Genomic DNA, 18,808 nt, shown 5'->3' on the forward strand with positions numbered 1-18,808 from the left:
CGGCGAGGGTCTGTGCATGACCACATCACCTCTTCCAGGAGAATTCGAATTCTCCGACGACGACCTGGCCCTTTTCGGACGCGTTGAACGTGTTTCCGATCCAGGCGAATTAATCGCGGCAATACCCGCCCTCCTGGGATTCCATCCGTCCAACTCCGTCGTTGCGCTGTCTCTGATGGGCGCCTCCGCCTCGACGCTCGGCCCGGTAATGCGACACGACTACTTTCCCAGCGTCAAGGGAAAGCCTGCGAGGCAGATGAGCGCGGCGCTGCGCCAGTTCGCCGCCGTGTGTGACGGGGAACGAGCGCGTGCGGTCGTTCTCGTGGTGATCACCAATTGCTCGACAGCTGAAACTCTCATCGACGAAACCATCGAGCTGGCCGAGGTATTCGAAGACATGCTCGGCGGAACCTGCGTCGAGCTGGCTGACGTATTGTGCACGGCCGCAATAGAATCTGACCAGCCGTGGACGAGCGTCACGCGTTCGATTCACCGCGGCGCCCTGCCAGACCCGGCATCTTCGTCGGTCGCGGCGGCGCAGGTGTTGGGCGGGAGGGTCATTCGCCGTTCGCGCGAGGAACTGGTCCGGTGGGTACACGGTGCCGCTCGCAATCACGATGCTATTGCCCGACTGATCGCGAGCCGCCGAGAATCGAGTGAGTACAGCGGAGGATCAAGCCGTGATGCAGCAGTTCAGCGCCGGGTCGATCTGGTATTGGAACAAGTCCGCCGTGTGGAGGCGGGCACTTACTACCCTGACCCGCAGGAATGCGCCGATCTGGTGGTCGCTTTGACGGACGTTCACGTGCGCGACGTGGTGTTGGGTCTGGCGATCACGTCGGTTGCCGCACATGCCGAGCAATTGTGGCTCGTACTTACCCATGAAGTACCGTCTCCCGAACGAGCTTGGCCGGCAACACTTCTCGGGTTCTTTGCATACGTGCGCGGCGACGGGCCCCTGGCAGGTGTTGCGCTGTCTGCCGCTCTGTCGGCCGATTCGGAACATACCTTGGCCGGATTGCTGGATTTATCGCTCCAATCCGGTGTGCACCCCGATGGGATCCGTGACCTTGCGGCCGTCGGATTGTCCATCGGGGAATCGCTCGGAATTGCCGGCTTGCCGCCGGCGCTGCCGAGTGGAAGCTAGCGAGCAGCGTGTGAGCGGTCGCCCAGATCCTGGAGGAACTGCCATGCATCGGCGACTATGACGTCGAGATCGGTACGCGTGGGCGTCCAACCCAACTCGGCAATCGCCTTGTCGCTCGATGCGATCAGTACGGCCGGATCACCCAGCCGTCGTGACGCGTCTTCGACGTTGATCGGCAGGCCGGTGACCCGCGCACAGGCAGCGATCACCTCGCGCACGCTGAAGCCGGCACCACTTCCGAGGTTGTAGATGCGGTGCTCGCCGGGAACCGAGGATTCGAGCGCCAGCAGATGCGCTTCGGCGAGGTCAAGCACGTGGATGTAGTCGCGTACCGCGGTGCCGTCCGGCGTGGGCCAGTCGGTTCCGAATACCGAGATCTTGTCTCGCTGCTCGAGTGCGACCTGAAGGACGAGCGGAATCAGGTGGGTTTCGATCACCCGGTTCTCACCGGCGGACTTGTACGCACCTGCGACGTTGAAGTAGCGCAAGCTGGTCGCACCGAGGCCGTGAGCGATCGAGTACGAGGTGATCGCATGATCGATCGCGAGCTTGGTCGCGCCGTACGGATTCGTAGGGCGGGTCGGAGCGGTTTCCACGATGGGGGACTGCTCCGGCTCGCCGTACGTTGCGGCGGTGGAAGAGAACACGAGCCGGGGAGTGCCGGAGACACGAATCGCCTCGAGCAGCTCGATGGTCGTGACGACGTTTCCGCGCCAGTACTTTTCGGGGTGCAGCACGGATTCGCCGACCAGCGACTGCGCAGCGAAGTGAAGTACGCCGTCGAAAACCGGAGAACCCGCATTGCCGAGGATGTCGGCGGCCAGCGCCCCCACATCCCCTTCGATGAACTCGGCACCGGCAGGCACCGCGTCGGCATTTCCGGTGGAGAGGTCGTCGATGACGACAACTTCGTGTCCACGCTCGAGCAACACAGTGCTGCACACACTGCCGACGTAACCGGCGCCGCCGGTGACCAGGAGTTTCATCTAGTTCCTCAGACCTGCTTGACCTGAACGGCGTGAGCCATTTCCTCGGACAGGTCGAACCCGCTGTGACCCGGCACGATGATAGTCACCGAGCCCGGACGGGTTTCGACCGTCACCCTGGCGTCGGGAACGACGCCGGCGTCACGCAGCTGCGCGATCACCTCGGGATCGGACTGCACGTGCTCGGCGAGTCGCCGAACGACCACAGCTGTCTGTGCGCCGTGCGGAATATCGGTCAGGCGCACCAACGTTTCGGTGGTGGCAACCGGGCCGTCGAGTCCCAACTGGTCCAAGCCCGGAATCGGGTTGCCGTATGGCGACGTCGTGGGGTTGTTCAGAACGACGACGAGCCGACGCTCGACCTCCTCGCTCATCACGTGCTCCCAACGGCATGCCTCGGCATGTACGTCTTCCCATTTGAGACCGATGACGTCCACCAGTAGGCGCTCTGCCAACCGGTGCTTACGCATGACAGAGATCGCGAGATCGCGACCCTTGTCGGTGAGTTCCAGATGTCGATCGCCGGCGACCATCAGCAAGCCGTCGCGCTCCATACGCGCAACTGTCTGGCTGACGGTGGGTCCGCTCTGTTCGAGCCGTTCGGCGATCCGCGCCCGGAGTGGGACTACGCCCTCTTCTTCCAAGTCGTAGATCGTCCGGAGATACATCTCCGTGGTGTCGACTAGATCCTTCACACTCAACCCCTTCGTCAGTTGATCATTCTACCGTTCAGTTCGTGGTTCCGGTGCCGCCTCCACTGCGGCGAGTCCAGCGCGTGTCCGAATTGGATTCGTGTCACTCGATCTCGGTCTCCGAAGCGGGCCGCGAGTGTGGTGTGCGGCACGAAACGAGAAGGAAGTAGCGTGATCCCATGACCGCGTCGATCAGATCTGACGGGGACCCCGCGGCGTCTCGAGCGAATCGAGTCGTGGTGTGGAGTCCGGAGTACCTGAGCTATCGGTGGAGCGCCGATCACCCGATGAATCCCACTCGCCTCGATCTCACGATGGCACTCTCGCGAAGCCTCGGACTTCTCGAGGGCATCGAATTTCTCGAACCGAGCGCCGCGTCCGATGCCGACCTCCTCAGAATCCACACACCGGCATATCTTGCAGCGGTCAAAGACGCGGGTAACTCTGCGAACAACGGTGTGAGCGGCCAGGATGTTCCCCACGGGCTCGGTACCGAGGACAACCCGGTCTTCCCGCACATGCACGAAGCAAGTGCGATCCTCGCCGGCGGCTCGCTGGCCGCAGCGCAGGAAATCGCTTCGGGACGTACGCGACGCGCGGTCAGCATCGGCGGCGGCATGCACCACGCGATGGCGGATTGGGCTTCGGGATTCTGCGTCTACAACGATGCGGCTGTGGCGATTTCGTGGCTGCTCGACAACGGCTACGACCGCATCGCCTACATCGACGTCGACGCTCATCACGGCGACGGAGTGCAACATGCGTTCCTCGGGGACCCCCGGGTGCTCACGGTCTCGCTGCATCAGCACCCGGCAACCTTGTGGCCGAACACCGGATGGTCGAGCGAGGTCGGCGACGGGGCCGCTGAAGGCACTGCAGTGAACATCCCGGTGCTTCCCGGGACCGTCGACGCGTTGTGGCTGCGCGCATTTCACGCCGTCGTCCCGGGAGCCATTGCAGCCTTCCGCCCGCAGATCATCATCAGCCAGTGCGGAGTCGACTCGCACCGCGAGGACCCGCTCGCGGACCTCGCTCTGACCGTCGACGGCCAGCGAGCAGCGTTCCTGGCAATGCGCGATCTTGCCGACCGCTACTCCGAGGGCCGGTGGCTGGCAGTCGGCGGCGGCGGATACGGACTGGTTCGCGTCGTGCCGAGGGCATGGACTCACCTGATCGCTGCCGCGCTCGATCGCGAGGTCGACGTCGACACAGCTGTGCCTGACGAGTGGAAGGAATCGACGAAGCTGCGAGCGCCGAGCGTCGACCTCCCGCCGACCATGGGCGACGGCGGAGATGTCGCCTACACCCCGTGGGACGGCCCGGGTGGTACACCGGAGACAGGTGTCGCCTCGGTAGATCGTGCACTCACCCGAATCGACTCGGCGATCATCGCCACACGCCGCGCTTCGTTCCCGCTACTCGGACTCGACCCGGAGGATCCCCGTGACTGAACAGTCCGATACCGATGCCGGCGGCGCGAGCGACCAGGCGCCGAAGACCGACCCGGCTCACACCTATCCCCATTCGTGGGTAGTCGATGTTCTCGCCTCCGACGGCGGCGCGGTGGCGTTGCGACCCATCGTTCCCGAGGACGCGGACAAGCTCGTCGAATTCCACGGCAAACTCTCCGAGCGCACTCGGTACCTGCGCTACTTCGGCCCGTACCCCACGATGTCGGCGCGCGACGTGAAGAATTTCACGACGGTCGACCACCACAACCGCGTCGCCTTCGTGATGATGCTCGGCGACGAGATCATCGCGGTGGGTCGCTACGAGCGACTCCTCGACGTCGGTGACGGAAAGTCTGCCGAGGTCGCCTTCGTCGTTGCCGACGCACACCAGGGGCGCGGCCTCGGCCCGATCCTGCTCGAATACCTGGCAGCAGCAGCGGCCGAGAACGGCCTGACGATGTTCGTCGCCGAGGTCCTGTCCGAGAACCGCAACATGGTGACGGTGTTCCGTGAGGCGGGGTATCAGGTGAGCCGCTCGTTCGACGGTGGCGTGCTGCGCCTCGAATTCGCGATCGACCCGACGGAAGCGCTTGTTTCAGTACGTAATTCGCGTGAGCGGGCAGCTGAGGCCCGCAGCATGGGAAACGTGCTGAGTCCACGATCGGTGGCAGTGATCGGCGCATCAGCGGACCCCGCCAAGGTGGGTAACGCGGTGTTGACCAACCTGCTGCGCGGCGGATTCACCGGACCGGTCTACCCCGTCAACGCGGAGCATCGTTCGGTTCACGGGGTGCGGGCGTACCCAACTGTTCGCGACATTCCTGACGACGTCGATCTCGCCGTCGTGGCTGTACCTGCAGAATCGATCAATTCGGTACTCGACGACTGCCTCGACAAGGGCGTCAAAGCGCTGGTGGTGGTCTCGTCGGGCTTCAGCGAGAGCGGTCCGGACGGACGCTCGTCCGAACGCAAACTGGTCCATGCAGCACGCGCTCACGGAATGCGCCTCATCGGTCCGAATGCGCTGGGTGTCGCGAACAACGACCCCGCGATCTCGTTGAATGCGACTCTCGCGCCGGTCTTGCCGGTGGCAGGCAACGTGGGTTTCTTCTGTCAGTCCGGCGCGCTCGGTATCGCCATTCTCGACGAAGCCGCGCGCAGCCGAATCGGGTTGTCCGCCTTCGTTTCTGCCGGCAACCGTGCGGACGTCTCGGGCAACGACCTTCTGCAGTACTGGGATTCCGACCAGTCCACCGAAGTGGTCCTTCTCTACCTGGAGAGCTTCGGCAACCCGCGAAAGTTCTCCCGGATCGCCCGCCGAGTTGCGCGGAAGAAGCCGATCGTCGCGGTCAAGAGCGGTCGGCACGCGGTTCCGCCGGTTCTCGCCGCCACCGGAGTCGAGATCGACGATTCGATCGTCCGCGCCCTCTTCGAACAGGCGGGCGTCATCCAGGTCGGCTCCATTTCACAATTGTTCGACTGTGCCTTGCTCTTCGGATACCAGCCGTTGCCGGCGGGTCCGCGGCTTGCTGTCATCGGCAACTCGACCGCGCTCGGTGTCCTTGCCGCGGACGCCGCCCGCAGTGAAGGTTTGCAGGTCAGCGACCCGGTCGACCTTGGTGCCCAGGCGAGTCCGGAACTGTTCGCCGCTGCCGTGCGCGACGCGTTGGCGTCGTTCGACGTCGATGCCGTCATCGCCGTCTTCGTTCCTCCGGTTGCCATTCCGGTCGAGCCGTTCGCGAAAGCACTCAAAGACGCCGTCGCCGGCTCGGACAAGCCGATTCTCACGACGTTCCTCGCAGCCGAGGGTGTGCCGGACGTCCTGGCGGTCCGCGACGAAGTCGGAAACCCGACCCGCGGTTCGGTGCCGTCCTACCCAGGGCCGGAGCGCGCCGCACTGGCGTTGGCGAGGGCCTGGCGTTACGCGGAGTGGCGCAGCAAGCCTGCGTCGAAGGTTGTTCGCCCCGCGGGGATCGACTCCGAACGAGCCCAGAAGATGGTGGCCGCCTGGCTTGAAAACTCGCCTGGCCGTTGGCTTTCGGACGTCGAAGCAGCAGCTCTTCTCGAGTGCTACGGGGTTGCAGTCGTCGAATTCCGTTCGGTCCTGAGCGAAGACGAAGCTGTAGAGGCAGCGGATGCTGTCGGCTACCCGGTCGCGGTCAAGGCAACCGGCGAAATGTGGCGCCACCGACCGGATCTGGGCGGCGTCAGGCTGGATCTGAGTGGACCTGAATCGGTGCGCCTCGCTTACCGAGATCTTGCGGCCGCGTCGGGTGAACCGCTGCTGCACGTGCAGAAAATGGCAACCAAGGGCATCGGGTGTGTGGTTGGTGTCCAAGACGACCCGTCGTTCGGTTCGCTGATCTCATTCGGTCTCGCCGGTGTGATCTCCGATCTCCTCGGGGACCGTGCCTATCGCGTACTGCCGCTCACGGAAGACGCTGCTACGGAGTTGATCGACGCACCCAAGGCAGCGCCGCTGCTCTCCGGATATCGCAACGCCGTCCCGGTCAACAAGGGTGCCTTGGTCGATCTGGTCCAGCGGATCTCGGCGCTGGCCGACGACATTCCGGAAGTCCGCGAACTGGCCTGTGAGCCGGTACTTGCTTCGGCTACCGGCGCGGAGATCACCGATTCGCGAGTACGCATCGGGCCCGAGCCGAGCGCAATCGACCTGGGCCCCAGGCGTCTGCGGTAGATACAGCGTCTGCGGTAGGCGCTGCGGTTGCGGTAGACACAGCGAACAACACCGGCCATCGCACATTCCCGAGGGGGAGGGAATAAGCGGTGGCCGGTGCTTTGTGCGGTGCGTCAGCGCGAGTGGTGTGGCGCGCTGACGCACGTGCTGTGTTGTTTGATCAGCTCGCGTAGGAACGCAGTTTCTCGGCGCGATCGCCGACGCGGAGCTTGCCCATGACCTCACGCTCGATCTGACGAACCCGCTCACGCGAGAGGCCGAAGAGCTTGCCGATCTGATCGAGGGTGCGAGGCTGGCCGTCGTCGAGACCGTAGCGAAGTCGGATGACCTGCTGCTCGCGCTCGTCGAGCGTCCCGAGCACGCTGCGCACATCGCTGTGCAGCAGACCGGCGATGACGGCGTTCTCCGCCGAAGTCGCCTCGGAATCTTCGATGAAGTCGCCCAAGGGAGCTTCTTCGTCGTTGCCGACTGGCATGTCCAGGCTTACCGGGTCGCGACTGTGGTCGAGCAGGTCCGCGATCTTGTGGGCGGGAATGCCCGACTCTTCGGCCAACTCGTCGTCCGTCGCTTCGCGCCCGAGCTGCTGGTGCAGTTCGCGCTTGATGCGGGCGAGCTTGTTGACCTGCTCCACGAGGTGGACTGGGAGCCGGATGGTGCGGCTCTGATCAGCCATTCCGCGGGTGATCGCCTGACGGATCCACCAGGTGGCGTACGTCGAGAACTTGAAGCCCTTGGCGTAGTCGAACTTCTCCATGGCACGGATGAGTCCGAGGTTGCCTTCTTGAATGAGATCGAGGAGCGGCATTCCGCGGCCGGTGTAGCGCTTGGCCAGCGACACGACGAGTCGCAGGTTCGCTTCCAGGAGGTGGCTACGCGCCGACTGTCCCTCGCGAACGATCGTTGCGAGATCCCTCTTCTTGGCGACTGTCAGGCGCTTTCCCGTGGCAAGGACGTGGCTGGCGTACAGCCCCGCTTCGATTCGCTTCGCCAGTTCGACCTCGTCTGCTGCTGTCAGCAGTGCAGTACGACCGATCCCGTTCAGGTAGACGCGGACCAGGTCTGCGGCCGGGCTCTGGGCGTCCAGATCTGCGGCGCTCGGACGAATGCGAGTAGTGGTGCTGGGGCTTGTCATGACTTGCCTCCCTATCGGCGGTCTCTCACACAGTTCAACGTGTGAGAGTTCCGGGAAAGTTCCCGCGCCGATTTCCGCTAAAACGCCGTGACCTGCAGTTATTTCCCAGTCGTCCTGAGAAGTTGCTGAGAACACAAAAATCTGCAACTCACCGGGAACTCAGTTCGTGACGGGAAGCACCAACCCGTGCCGGACAAGCGAGACCAGCAATGTGACGACGGCCTCACGTAGCTGGTCCGGGTCTTCGCCGTTCGCCGCGGCAAGAAGTTCGACCAGTTCGTCGACCACCAGTCCGTCCGCTCGGAGCCCGGCCAGCAGCGCAGCACCGAGCTCGTCGATCTCGTGCTGCCAGTGCGGTCCGTTGCCGCGGTGCACACGCGTGACCACTTGCTGCCATCCCTCGTCGCCGGGGAGGTAGACGCGTTCGAGAGCCGTGTCCGGATCGAGGACGAATCGCTCCTCGAGGACGTCGTGTTCACGCAACCAGGCAAGACGGTCGAAGTAAGCAAGCGCCTCGGCCCCGAGCGGGTCCGAGAAGCCGTGCATGAGGTCCTCGGCCATCAGGTCGGTGGGGGAGTCGGTGCGGCGAAGGAACACGAAACCGAAGCCGACGCCCTCGACATCGGCTTCTTCGAGGTGATCCAGCCAGGCGTTTGCTCTCGATGCCGATTCCGGATCTCGCGGATCCTGCCCGCCGTCCTTGAGCCACGTGCCGACGTACAGAGCTGGGTCCGCCACGTCGCGCTGCACCACCCAGGCGTCGACGCCGTGCGCCGGCAGCCACGACGCGATCCGCGAACGCCAGTCCTGTCCTTCGATGTGCACCCACGAGGCCAACAGTGCTGCCGTGCCGCCGGGGTTCAGATAGTCGATCGAGCGCGAGATCATCAATTCGCTCGCACCGTCGAGATCGAGGCCGGAATCGCGGTACGTGTGATGGACGCGTGCCTCGCCGACGACAAACGGGGGATTGGCGACCACCTGGTCGAAGGTTCGACCCTCGACGGGTTCGAACCAGGACCCTTGAAGCAGTTCGACGTCCAGTCCGTTGAGCGCCATGGTTGCGGCCGTGAGGTCGACGGCGCGTTGGTTGATGTCGGTTGCGGTGACCGAATCGGCGTACGTGTTTGCGTGCAGGGCTTGGATGCCGCATCCCGTACCGAGGTCGAGCACGCTGCCGACCTTCGCGGTGGGCGTGGCCTGCAGCAAGGACAGTGACGCATGTCCGACGCCCAGCACGTGATCGGCCGTGGCCTTCTTGGGACGGATTCCGCCGTCGAGATCCGAGATCACCCAACGGTCGCCGTCGCCGACGTCTATGGGGCGAAGATCGACCGCGGCCCGCACGAGCGGATTCTCACTGTCGAAGTTTTCACCTTCGAGCAGGCCGGCGTCGACGCACTGCGCAATTGTCAGCGGAGTCAACGCCGCGGCGACGTCGCCTGCCGGGCAATCATCGGCGAGAAGGAACAGTCTGATGAGAACGCCCAGGTCCCCGAGTTCTCGGGTGGCGCGGCGCACGGGCACCGGCTCACTTCGGCCGAGAGCGGCGTGAACTTCGGGACCCAATGCCTCGAGCATGGTTCCCGTGTCGAATCGATTGCGAAGCAGAGCCTCACGCAGCGCAGGGGTGATGGACAGGAGCGTTTCGCTTCTCACCCCGTCATTCTCGCAGGCGGAACTTGTCAGCCTTCGATGGTGTGGTGCGTCGCGGATTCGATCTCGCCTGCGGTCTTCTTTCGTCCGTCGTATCGGCTCGGTTCGTCCTTGGTGCGCGGTGGTCGGTCGTTGGCGATCAGGACGGCGATCCAGGGAAGCGGAATGGATGCACCGATGATGAGCATCGAGATCCAGGCGTTGGCCCAGATGCCGTACGCGATCGCCGCGAGGATCAACGCCGGGAACCGGAAGGACATGATGATCATGTACTTGCGCACTCGGGCTTTGTGCTGTTCTTCGACGGACTTCTGCGCTTCGGTGATCAGTACGGGATTATCGGGAGTCCCGGCCTCGTCGGACCTGCCGAACGCGCCATTTCGTGCCATGACTCCACTGTTCCACTCTCGGCCGACAATTGCACACGACCCGTGGGTCGCACCGCTGTGACGGAGACGGCATTATTGGAGGGGTGAGCACTCAAACCAAGGAACGTCCCGACGTCTCCACCGACGAAACGACCGACGACGACACCCCGAAGTTCTTCCACTACGTGAAGAAGAACAAGATCGCCGAGAGCGCCGTCATGGGAACCCATGTCGTCGCGCTGTGCGGCGAGGTGTTTCCCGTGACGAAGTCCGCCAAGCCGGGATCACCGGTGTGCCCGGACTGCAAGAAGATTTACGAAGGGCTCCGCAAGGGCGACTGACCTCGGGTCACGCGCGCGGGAGTACTTCCGGAGCTCGGCGGATCGACAGCCTCGACGCAGTCGGCCGCCGGGCTCTTCGCGTCTGCCTGCGGTTCATCGCAGGGATCTTGGTCGGCGCACGAGTTCTGGCGCGACTCCGTTTGTCTGCTGCGGGGCCGCCCGTACGACGGGACCGTGGCCGGATCCGCTTTGTCGCCCGAGATGCGGATCGGGCTGGTGGCCAGGTGCCAGGTCAGGTTGGTGACCGGACCGGTCTCGTCGTCGGTGTTCTGAGCCGCAAGCCACTCTCGCATCTGCTCCATCCGAGTGGCACGAGCCGGCCAGAACTCCTGAACCGTCGCGTTGAACTCGGCGCCGAGGACGACGGCGAAACCGAGGAAGAACGTGAAGAGCAGAAATGCGATCGGCGTTGCCAGTGCGCCGTACGTGTAGCCGGTGCTGGTGACGAATCCCAGGTACCAGCGCAATCCGGTGCTGGCGGCCATGAAGAACACACCGGCGACCAGCGCGCCCGCGAGCAGCCGATGCCACGGCAGCGACTTCGGCAGAGCGACCTTGTAGAGCGTCGTGAGGCCGATGATCACCAGCAGACCGACAGCGGGGTAGTAGAACGTGTCGACCAGATTCGATCCGACCACGTACCAGGAGGCCGGCAGTGCTCGCCCGACGAGAGTCGGTCCGAGAGCTACCAGCGGCAGGATGAATACCGCCATCACCAGGAACATCACGTAGAGCAGCAGGGCGAAGATGCGCTGCCAGATGGGATTGCGCGCATCCTGCTGACCGTGTGCTTCCACGATCGAGTCGACGAACGTACTGATCGCCGATGATCCCGCCCACAGGGAGAGCAGGAAGCCCACCGAGATTATCTCCGGTCGTCCGCGCTGAAGGACGTCCGTCACCGTCGGGCGGATGATCTGGTCGACGACGCTTTCGCTGAAGATCGTTCCGCTGAACGTGACGATCTTGGATTCGATGATCTCGACGGTGTTGGGTCCGAACCACCCACCGATGTATCCGATCATTCCGAGAAGGCCCAGCAGCAGGGGAGCCAGTGACAGCGTTTGCCAGAACGCGGCCGTAGCCGCCTTTCCGAAGATGGAATCGTCCCAGGCCTTGCTCAGTGTGCGACCGATCAACTGCCCGGTGCGGCGTAGCGGATGCCATCTGCGGTGGTGCAGATCACTTCCGCTCGACTTCTCGCCTCGCGCTTCACTCATGATGTCTCCAGCATCCCTGACGACACACCCGGTTGCCCAACCATGGCGCCGACGTGTCGCACATTTCTGAGACAATTCGCGTGCAGGTCGGCAGGATGCGAGAGCAGCGAAACCTCGCCGGCCGAAGTGAGAACGGCCATGAGTACGCGCTTCGAGTGCGGCTTTCGTCGGTGGCGGCGGCTAGGCTCGTCGCCGGACATTGATGAAAATTCGAGGAGCGCGAGACAACAGTGCGATTCCAGTGGAGGCGCGGCCTATGACGTCTGAGACCGTGGCAGCCGAGTTCGGCAATTCGCCCGAACCCGCCGGAGCTCAATCCGCGGGAACCCAACCTGGCGCCCCTACCGGTTCCCTTCGTGCATGGCAGCGCCGTGCACTGACCAAGTACCTTTCCAGCAGTCCGCGTGACTTTCTGGCGGTCGCAACGCCGGGAGCAGGTAAGACCACCTTCGCTTTGCGGGTAGCTTCGGAATTGCTCCGTGACCGGACGGTCGACCAGATAACCGTCGTGGCGCCGACCGAGCACCTCAAGCACCAGTGGGCGGAGTCCGCTCAGCGATCCGGCCTGGCATTGGACTCGCGGTTCTCCAACTCGACCGGCCAGACCTCGAGTGACTATCACGGCGTCGTGCTGACCTACGCCCAGGTTGCCTCGCACCCGTCGAAGCACCGTGTGCGCACCGAGGGCCGCAAGACGCTGGTCATCCTCGACGAGATCCACCACGGCGGCGACGCCAAGAGCTGGGGCGACGCCATTCGTGAGGCGTTCGGCGACGCGACCAGGCGTCTCGCACTGACCGGAACTCCGTTCCGCAGTGACGACAGTGCCATTCCTTTTGTCGAGTACGAGCCGGACAAGGAAGGTCTGCTCCGCTCGAAAGCCGATCACTCCTACGGATACTCGGATGCCCTCAAGGACGGCGTGGTTCGCCCCGTCGTGTTTCTCGCCTACTCGGGCGAGGCGCGGTGGCGAAACAACGCCGGCGAGGAATTCACCGCTCGGCTCGGCGAGCCGCTGAGCGCCGAGCAGACGACTCGGGCATGGCGTACGGCCTTGGACCCTGCCGGCGACTGGATTCCTGCCGTGCTGCAAGCAGCAGACACCCGTTTGGCGCAGCTGCGCAGTACGGGTATGCCCGATGCCGGCGGACTTGTCATCGCGACGGACCAGACGGTGGCCCGCGAGTACGCGAAGGCGTTGACAGCGATCACCGGCGAACAGCCGGCCGTCGTGCTGTCCGACGACCCCACCGCGTCCAAGCGAATCGCCGAATTCGGTGCGAGCGACCAGAAATGGATGGTCGCGGTGCGCATGGTGTCCGAGGGCGTCGACGTTCCCCGTCTGGCGGTCGGTGTGTACGCGACAAGCGCGTCGACCCCGCTGTACTTCGCTCAGGCGATCGGGCGCTTCGTGCGTTCGCGTCGTAAGGGCGAAACTGCCAGCGTCTTCCTGCCGTCGGTGCCGGTGCTTCTCGACCTTGCTGCACAGCTCGAGGCTCAGCGTGACCACGTACTCGGCAAGCCGCATCGTGAGAAGGACGGCCTCGAAGACGACCTGCTCGCCGATGCGAACAAGCAGAAGGACGAGCTGGGCGAGGAGGAGAAGGCGTTCACGTCCCTGGGCGCCGATGCCGAACTCGACCAGGTGATCTACGACGGATCGTCCTTCGGTACCGCGACATTCGCCGGAAGTGACGAGGAAGCCGACTACCTCGGTCTGCCAGGCCTACTCGACGCCGATCAGATGCGGGCATTGCTGCGTCAACGCCAGCAGACACAGGTCGAGGCCAACTCGGCCAAGGCCGCCGCACCGCAACCCACGGCGGCAGTGGTATCCGATCGAGCGGCCACGGCAGATCAGCTCGGAGCGCTCCGCAAGGAGCTGAACGGGTTGGTGGCGATGAACGTTCACCGCACCGGCAAACCACACGGCATCATTCACGCGGAACTTCGCCGAGTGTGCGGAGGCCCGCCGACGGCCATCGCGACTGTCGATCAGCTGACCGAGCGCATCGCGATCCTACGCAGCTGGTAGCAGCCGATACCGGTCCCGCACGCTTCGCGTGTTTGCGGCCCCGGAACGGCAGAACGGGCGATCACAGTGAATGTGATCGCCCGTTCTGGCGTTCATGGCGCGCCTCGTGAAGAGGCCACCCCCGGCTGACAGGTCAGATTGCGGGTTCGCTTTCGGAGACGACGGCATTCATCTCGCGAAGTCGATCCGCGTGTTCGGTTGCGTGGTGTCCGCAGAAGAGAAGCTCGCCGCCGGTGGGAAGCACGGCGCGTACGCGTGCTCCGGCACCGCACCGGTCGCACCGGTCGGCAGCGGTCAACTGTGGGCTGGTCAGTGTTCCGGGCATGACTCCTCCGTACTGGCTTTGCGGCATTCGGGCCGCGTGCCTGGGGCCTGGTCCGCCGCGTCGGAATGGCGCGGTAGATCCACTCTTACAGACGTTTGGGGTTTACGGGTTGTTCCCGAAGGCGTTTCTTAGTGTTGTGTCTCACTGGAAATGCGCTGGGCAGGCATTCTCGGGTGAAGATTGTTCGCTGACAGCTGATTCGAATCGCCGACCTCAGCCCGATATTCTGGGCGGATGAACCCGGGACGCGAACCACTTGTCGACGAGAGCGTCGAGTTGCTCCACATGTGCACGCGCGAGGAATGGGCGCGGGCACAACAGCACGGCGAACGTATCCCCGACGGATTCGAGGCGGAGGGATTTGTTCACATGTCGACTCCGGCGCAAGTTCATCTCCCGGCGAATCGGATCTTCGCCGGCCGCGAAGACATAGTCCTTCTCGCCATCGATCCGGCCCTGCTCGGTGGTCAGGTCAAGTACGAACCGGGTGTCCCTTCTGACCCGGAATCGATGCGATTCCCGCATCTGTACGCCCCGATTCCGGTCGCAGCCGTCACCGCTGTCGTCGAGTATCTTCCGGACGAGAACGGCGTGTTTTCGCCGGTTCGGTAGGTCGCCGGTTCGCTCGCCGCGAAGTGCTCCCGGCGGATTGTGGCCCTCACGCGATGCAGGTCGCCGATCGGCGCTACCGTTGGTATATGAACGTAGAAGTCACCCCACTACCGGGGATCGGGACGCGCAAGGATTTTGTTCTGTCTTCCGGTCGTCGCGTGGGTGTCGTCACCCATCGGGACGGTCATACCGACCTCATCGTGTCCAAGGCAGACGACCCTGACGCGTGTGCTGCCTCGCTGCCTCTGACCACAGAGGAAGCGGCAGCGCTCAGCAATCTCCTGGGTGCCCCACAGCTCGTTGCGCAGCTCGAAGAAGAGCACCGTGACCTTCCGGGCATTCGAACCAAACAGCTCTACATCAAGGACGGTTCGCGCTACGACGGGCAGACCCTCGGGGACACAGGCATGCGCACGCGTACCGGAGTCTCCATCGTCGCCGTCATGCGTGCCGGACAGGTCAGCCCGTCCCCGAACCCCGACTTCACCTTCACCGGGGGAGATCTTCTCGTAGCAGTCGGAACGCCGGACGGTTTGGCCGCAGCGGCAAAAATCTTGGCCAACGGCTGACTGGCGCGTGGACACAACCACCCTCGCACTGATCGAACTCGGCGCGGTCTTCTTCGCGCTCGGACTGCTCGGACGACTCGCTGCTCGCGTGGGGATGTCGCCGATCCCGTTCTACCTGATCGGCGGCCTGTGCTTCGGACAGGGCGGTTTCATCCAACTCGGAGACATCGGCGAGTTCTCCCATCTGGCAAGTGAGATCGGGATCGTCCTGCTCTTGTTGCTGTTGGGGCTCGAATACACCGCGGCCGAGCTCGTGACCGGTCTCAAACGCTCACGCGTAGCGGGCATCGTCGACATCGTCCTCAACGCGACTCCCGGCGCGGTGGTCGGCTTGATTCTCGGCTGGGGCGTCGTGGGGGCGACGGTCATGGCCGGCGTCACCTACATCTCGTCTTCGGGAATCATCGCCAAGGTGCTCAGCGACCTGGGGCGCCTCGGTAACCGCGAAACACCGGTCGTGCTGTCGATTCTGGTGTTCGAAGACCTGGCGATGGCGCTGTATCTGCCGATTCTGACCGCGATGCTTGCGGGCGTCAGCTTCATGGGCGGGCTCGAAGCGGTCGGGATCTCGTTGTTGGTCATCACCGTGGTTCTTGTTGTGGCCCTGCGATACGGGCGGTACGTCTCCGCGCTCCTCGACAGTCCCGACAGCGAGACGCTCCTGCTCAAGCTGCTCGGTGCCGCACTGTTGGTTGCCGGCATCAGTTCGGCGATGCAGGTGTCGGCGGCTGTGGGCGCGTTCCTCCTCGGGATCGCGATCTCGGGGTCGACGGCGCACAATGCCAGTCGCGTGCTCGAGCCCCTTCGAGATCTGTTCGCTGCAATGTTCTTCGTGGTCTTCGGTCTCAACACCGATCCCAGTTCCATTCCGCCCGTCCTCGGGTGGGCTGCGATCCTGGCCGTCGTCACCGCGATCACGAAGCTGATCACCGGCGCCTGGGCGGCCAGACGTCAGGGTGTCGCGCGAATGGGTCAAGCGCGCGCCGGTGCCGCCCTGATCGCCCGCGGTGAGTTCTCCATCATCATCGCCGGGCTGGCGGTGTCCGCGGGTGCGGTCGACGCCGAACTGGCGGCATTGGCAACGGCTTACGTGCTCCTGATGGCGGTCATCGGTCCAGTGGCGGCAAGAGTTATCGAACCGGTTGCCTCGTTGTACATCAAGGTTCGTACGAAGTCCTGATTGCGGCCCTATTCTGTCCGGATGTCGAACAGAATCGCCCGTCCCGCCGCGACAGTCCTGTGCGCGGTGATCCTCTCGTGCGGTCCGGTGCCGGCGCTCGCCGGGGGAATACCCGCGCTCGAACAAGCCGGACCTGCAGCTGCGCAGGTTGCCGCAGACCGATCGCTGCATCTCGAGGGTGCGTCGAACGCGCGTGACATCGGCGGTTACGTCACCGAGGAGGGGCGGACCGTTCGGTGGGGGAAGGTGTTTCGCTCGAATGCCCTCGACAAGCTGACGCCGTCGGATCTCGCGTCGTTGAGCGAACGCGGAGTGGAATCGGTGGACGACTTCCGCACGGTCGTCGAACGGACGCTCTCGCAGGACCGCATTCCGAACGGGGCACGAACCAACTGGTTCGACGTCATCGGAACCAACCCCGCCAACCTCCCGGCTCTGGTGGACATGCCCACGATGTACGCGTTGATGGCGACCGATCCGGGGGCGAGCCGCGCATTCCACGATGCTCTGGTGAACGTCGCGAACACCGAGGGTGCAGTCCTCTACCACTGCTCGGCGGGCAAGGACCGTACCGGCTGGATGACTGCGGTTCTTCTGACCCTCCTCGGCGTGAGCCGCGCCGACGTGAACGCCGACTACATGCTCAGCAACCAGTACCTCACCGGACCTCGCACCGGGAGTGCGTTCATCGACGGCGTCGAACAGTCGTGGCTGGACACGTCTTTCGCCACGGTGGATCGGGTGTACGGCAACTTCGACAACTACGTCCGGGACGGCCTGCAGTTGAGCGACGGGGACATCGCACAACTCCGGGACACACTCTTGGCCTGAGGCGGCAAACGAAGAAGAGCCGCTCTCCGGAAATCCGGAGAGCGGCTCTTCTTCGCGTAGCTGGTGTGACTAGTCGAGGTAGTCGCGCAGAACCTGCGAACGCGACGGGTGGCGCAGCTTCGACATCGTCTTCGATTCGATCTGACGGATACGCTCACGCGTGACGCCGTAGACCTGTCCGATTTCGTCTAAAGTCCTCGGCTGGCCGTCGGTGAGGCCGAAGCGGAGGCGAACCACGCCGGCTTCGCGCTCGGACAGCGTCTCGAGTACCGACTGCAGCTGATCCTGCAGCAAAGTGAACGAGACGGCGTCGACTGCGACAACAGCTTCGGAGTCCTCGATGAAGTCACCGAGTTGGCTGTCGCCCTCGTCGCCGATGGTCTGGTCGAGAGAGATCGGCTCACGCGCGTACTGCTGGATTTCCAGCACCTTCTCCGGCGTGATGTCCATTTCCTTGGCAAGCTCTTCCGGCGTGGGCTCACGGCCCAGGTCCTGGAGCAGCTCACGCTGGATACGGCCGAGCTTGTTGATGACCTCGACCATGTGCACCGGGATGCGGATGGTGCGAGCCTGGTCGGCCATTGCGCGGGTGATGGCCTGACGGATCCACCACGTGGCGTAGGTCGAGAACTTGTAACCCTTGGTGTAGTCGAACTTCTCGACTGCACGGATCAGACCGAGGTTGCCTTCCTGGATGAGGTCCAGGAACGCCATGCCGCGGCCCGTGTAGCGCTTGGCCAGCGAGACGACCAGGCGAAGGTTGGCCTCGAGGAGGTGGTTCTTGGCGCGGTTGCCGTCGCGGCAGATCCAGCTCATGTCGCGTCGCTGAGCTGCAGGCAACTTCTCGCCCTTGTCAGCAAGATCCTGCATGATCTGCACGGCGTAGAGGCCGGCCTCGATGCGCTTGGCCAGTTCGACTTCCTCTTCGGCGTTGAGGAGTGCGACCTTGCCGATCTGCTTGAGGTAAGCGCGAACCGAGTCGGCGGACGCCGTCAGTTCGGCGTCCTTGCGTGCCTGGCGAAGAGCCTCGGACTCTTCCTCGTCCCAGACGAAGTCGCCGGAAGCCTTGTCCTTTTCGGACGGCTCTGCAGCGGTCTCTTCGTCTTCGCCGACTGCTACGACCTCGACGACATCGGACTCGACCTCGGCAAGGTCGCCGTCCGTGATGTCGATGTCTTCCAACTCGACATCGCCGTCTTCGGCATCAGGATCGCCGGCCTTCTTGGGGCTGGCCTTCTTAGCTGCTGCCTTCTTGGCCGGAGCTTTCTTGGCCGGAGCCTTCTTTGCTGCTGCCTTCTTGGCGGGAGCCTTTTTCGCCGGAGCCTTCTTGGCTGCCGGAGCGGTGACGGTGGCCGCCTCCACGGCTGGAGATTGTGGCTCTGACTCTGATGGAGAATCAGCAGTCTGACGTGTATCGGTGGCTGCCACGTACGCCCTTTCGTGACGGTGTCGTGCGGCGTCACGCCAGAGTGGTGATCCGGCGGAGAGGTCAATGGTTGTTGGCCGGCGCGCAGCCGGACTTCACCATTGTAACGACTCTCAGGAAACTCTTACGTCACGGCGGG

The 18,808-nt window shown here is 63.9% G+C and carries 17 protein-coding genes; 9 read left to right on the top strand and 8 right to left on the bottom strand.

Annotated elements, in window-relative coordinates:
* The first annotated feature begins 16 nt into the window (after window positions 1–16).
* Entirely contained in the window at window positions 17–1,147 is a 1,131-nt protein-coding gene (locus R4P70_RS21930) for a DUF4192 domain-containing protein (protein ID WP_317831772.1), read from the top strand.
* Here R4P70_RS21930 and galE read toward each other — a convergent pair.
* A complete protein-coding gene (gene galE, locus R4P70_RS21935) occupies window positions 1,144–2,133 on the bottom strand; it encodes a UDP-glucose 4-epimerase GalE (RefSeq protein WP_019748233.1) in 990 nt (329 codons plus the stop codon). The two genes, R4P70_RS21930 and galE, sit on opposite strands and share 4 nt — an antisense overlap.
* 8 nt (window positions 2,134–2,141) lie before the next feature.
* Entirely contained in the window at window positions 2,142–2,828 is a 687-nt protein-coding gene (locus R4P70_RS21940; RefSeq protein WP_003942150.1) for a metal-dependent transcriptional regulator, read from the bottom strand.
* 176 nt (window positions 2,829–3,004) lie between these two features.
* Here R4P70_RS21940 and R4P70_RS21945 point away from each other — a divergent pair, with 176 nt between their 5' ends.
* The gene (locus R4P70_RS21945) at window positions 3,005–4,276 is read left to right on the top strand and encodes an acetoin utilization protein AcuC (RefSeq protein ID WP_019748234.1); all 1,272 of its coding nucleotides are present in this window, start codon (window positions 3,005–3,007) and stop codon (window positions 4,274–4,276) included.
* Window positions 4,269–6,974, top strand: a complete 2,706-nt coding sequence (locus R4P70_RS21950; RefSeq protein WP_020969494.1) for a bifunctional GNAT family N-acetyltransferase/acetate--CoA ligase family protein — start codon at window positions 4,269–4,271, stop codon at window positions 6,972–6,974. The genes R4P70_RS21945 and R4P70_RS21950 overlap by 8 nt, the downstream gene beginning before the upstream one ends.
* Before the next feature lie 160 nt (window positions 6,975–7,134).
* Here R4P70_RS21950 and R4P70_RS21955 read toward each other — a convergent pair whose 3' ends face one another.
* The 3 genes from R4P70_RS21955 to R4P70_RS21965 form a co-directional block, all read right to left on the bottom strand.
* Window positions 7,135–8,106, bottom strand: a complete 972-nt coding sequence (locus tag R4P70_RS21955) for a sigma-70 family RNA polymerase sigma factor (protein ID WP_003942639.1) — start codon at window positions 8,104–8,106, stop codon at window positions 7,135–7,137.
* A gap of 159 nt (window positions 8,107–8,265) precedes the next feature.
* Window positions 8,266–9,765, bottom strand: a complete 1,500-nt coding sequence (locus tag R4P70_RS21960; RefSeq protein ID WP_019748236.1) for a methyltransferase — start codon at window positions 9,763–9,765, stop codon at window positions 8,266–8,268.
* Window positions 9,766–9,791: 26 nt separating this feature from the next.
* Window positions 9,792–10,151: a DUF3099 domain-containing protein gene (locus R4P70_RS21965; protein ID WP_019748237.1), complete on the bottom strand. Its 360-nt coding sequence runs from the start codon at window positions 10,149–10,151 to the stop codon at window positions 9,792–9,794.
* Window positions 10,152–10,234: 83 nt separating this feature from the next.
* On the opposite strand from R4P70_RS21965, the gene R4P70_RS21970 reads away from it, so the two are divergent.
* Window positions 10,235–10,471: a DUF3039 domain-containing protein gene (locus tag R4P70_RS21970; protein WP_003942602.1), complete on the top strand. Its 237-nt coding sequence runs from the start codon at window positions 10,235–10,237 to the stop codon at window positions 10,469–10,471.
* On the opposite strand, the gene R4P70_RS21975 is transcribed toward R4P70_RS21970, so the two are convergent.
* Entirely contained in the window at window positions 10,444–11,691 is a 1,248-nt protein-coding gene (locus R4P70_RS21975) for a YihY/virulence factor BrkB family protein (protein ID WP_020907556.1), read from the bottom strand. The two genes, R4P70_RS21970 and R4P70_RS21975, sit on opposite strands and share 28 nt — an antisense overlap.
* Window positions 11,692–11,947: 256 nt before the next feature.
* Here R4P70_RS21975 and R4P70_RS21980 point away from each other — a divergent pair, with 256 nt between their 5' ends.
* Window positions 11,948–13,726, top strand: a complete 1,779-nt coding sequence (locus tag R4P70_RS21980) for a DEAD/DEAH box helicase (RefSeq protein ID WP_020907558.1) — start codon at window positions 11,948–11,950, stop codon at window positions 13,724–13,726.
* Window positions 13,727–13,859: 133 nt separating this feature from the next.
* Here the strand turns inward: R4P70_RS21980 and R4P70_RS21985 are convergent, their stop codons facing one another.
* Entirely contained in the window at window positions 13,860–14,051 is a 192-nt protein-coding gene (locus R4P70_RS21985) for a hypothetical protein (protein WP_003942643.1), read from the bottom strand.
* 234 nt (window positions 14,052–14,285) lie between these two features.
* Here R4P70_RS21985 and R4P70_RS21990 point away from each other — a divergent pair, with 234 nt between their 5' ends.
* The 4 genes from R4P70_RS21990 to R4P70_RS22005 all read left to right on the top strand — a co-directional run bounded on the left by R4P70_RS21990 (window position 14,286) and on the right by R4P70_RS22005 (window position 17,243).
* Entirely contained in the window at window positions 14,286–14,663 is a 378-nt protein-coding gene (locus R4P70_RS21990; protein ID WP_019748242.1) for a DUF952 domain-containing protein, read from the top strand.
* A gap of 86 nt (window positions 14,664–14,749) precedes the next feature.
* Window positions 14,750–15,232 carry a cation:proton antiporter regulatory subunit gene (locus R4P70_RS21995; RefSeq protein ID WP_021344116.1) on the top strand — a complete coding sequence of 161 codons (483 nt, stop codon included), beginning with the start codon at window positions 14,750–14,752 and terminating at the stop codon, window positions 15,230–15,232.
* A 7-nt stretch (window positions 15,233–15,239) separates the two neighbouring features.
* A complete protein-coding gene (locus R4P70_RS22000) occupies window positions 15,240–16,412 on the top strand; it encodes a cation:proton antiporter (protein ID WP_003943778.1) in 1,173 nt (390 codons plus the stop codon).
* Window positions 16,413–16,433: 21 nt separating this feature from the next.
* On the top strand, window positions 16,434–17,243 hold the full coding sequence (locus tag R4P70_RS22005) for a tyrosine-protein phosphatase (RefSeq protein ID WP_047888402.1): 810 nt from the start codon (window positions 16,434–16,436) through the stop codon (window positions 17,241–17,243).
* 69 nt (window positions 17,244–17,312) lie between these two features.
* Here the strand turns inward: R4P70_RS22005 and R4P70_RS22010 are convergent, their stop codons facing one another.
* Entirely contained in the window at window positions 17,313–18,737 is a 1,425-nt protein-coding gene (locus R4P70_RS22010; RefSeq protein ID WP_370333980.1) for an RNA polymerase sigma factor, read from the bottom strand.
* Window positions 18,738–18,808: the final 71 nt, after the last annotated feature.

The sequence above is a fragment of the Rhodococcus sp. IEGM 1241 genome (assembly GCF_033142365.1).
In the GTDB taxonomy this organism is placed as follows: Bacteria; Actinomycetota; Actinomycetes; order Mycobacteriales; family Mycobacteriaceae; genus Rhodococcus_F; species Rhodococcus_F erythropolis.

Bases quoted from the DNA above. Each gene is read 5' to 3' on its own strand.
- galE (WP_019748233.1), bottom strand. From the start codon at position 2,133: ATGAAACTCCTGGTCACCGGCGGCGCCGGTTACGTCGGCAGTGTGTGC.
- R4P70_RS21985 (WP_003942643.1), bottom strand. From the start codon at position 14,051: ATGCCCGGAACACTGACCAGCCCACAGTTGACCGCTGCCGACCGGTGC.
- R4P70_RS21995 (WP_021344116.1), top strand. From the start codon at position 14,750: ATGAACGTAGAAGTCACCCCACTACCGGGGATCGGGACGCGCAAGGAT.
- R4P70_RS21945 (WP_019748234.1), top strand. From the start codon at position 3,005: ATGACCGCGTCGATCAGATCTGACGGGGACCCCGCGGCGTCTCGAGCG.
- R4P70_RS21990 (WP_019748242.1), top strand. From the start codon at position 14,286: ATGAACCCGGGACGCGAACCACTTGTCGACGAGAGCGTCGAGTTGCTC.
- R4P70_RS21975 (WP_020907556.1), bottom strand. From the start codon at position 11,691: ATGAGTGAAGCGCGAGGCGAGAAGTCGAGCGGAAGTGATCTGCACCAC.
- R4P70_RS22005 (WP_047888402.1), top strand. From the start codon at position 16,434: ATGTCGAACAGAATCGCCCGTCCCGCCGCGACAGTCCTGTGCGCGGTG.
- R4P70_RS21955 (WP_003942639.1), bottom strand. From the start codon at position 8,106: ATGACAAGCCCCAGCACCACTACTCGCATTCGTCCGAGCGCCGCAGAT.
- R4P70_RS21980 (WP_020907558.1), top strand. From the start codon at position 11,948: ATGACGTCTGAGACCGTGGCAGCCGAGTTCGGCAATTCGCCCGAACCC.
- R4P70_RS21930 (WP_317831772.1), top strand. From the start codon at position 17: ATGACCACATCACCTCTTCCAGGAGAATTCGAATTCTCCGACGACGAC.
- R4P70_RS21965 (WP_019748237.1), bottom strand. From the start codon at position 10,151: ATGGCACGAAATGGCGCGTTCGGCAGGTCCGACGAGGCCGGGACTCCC.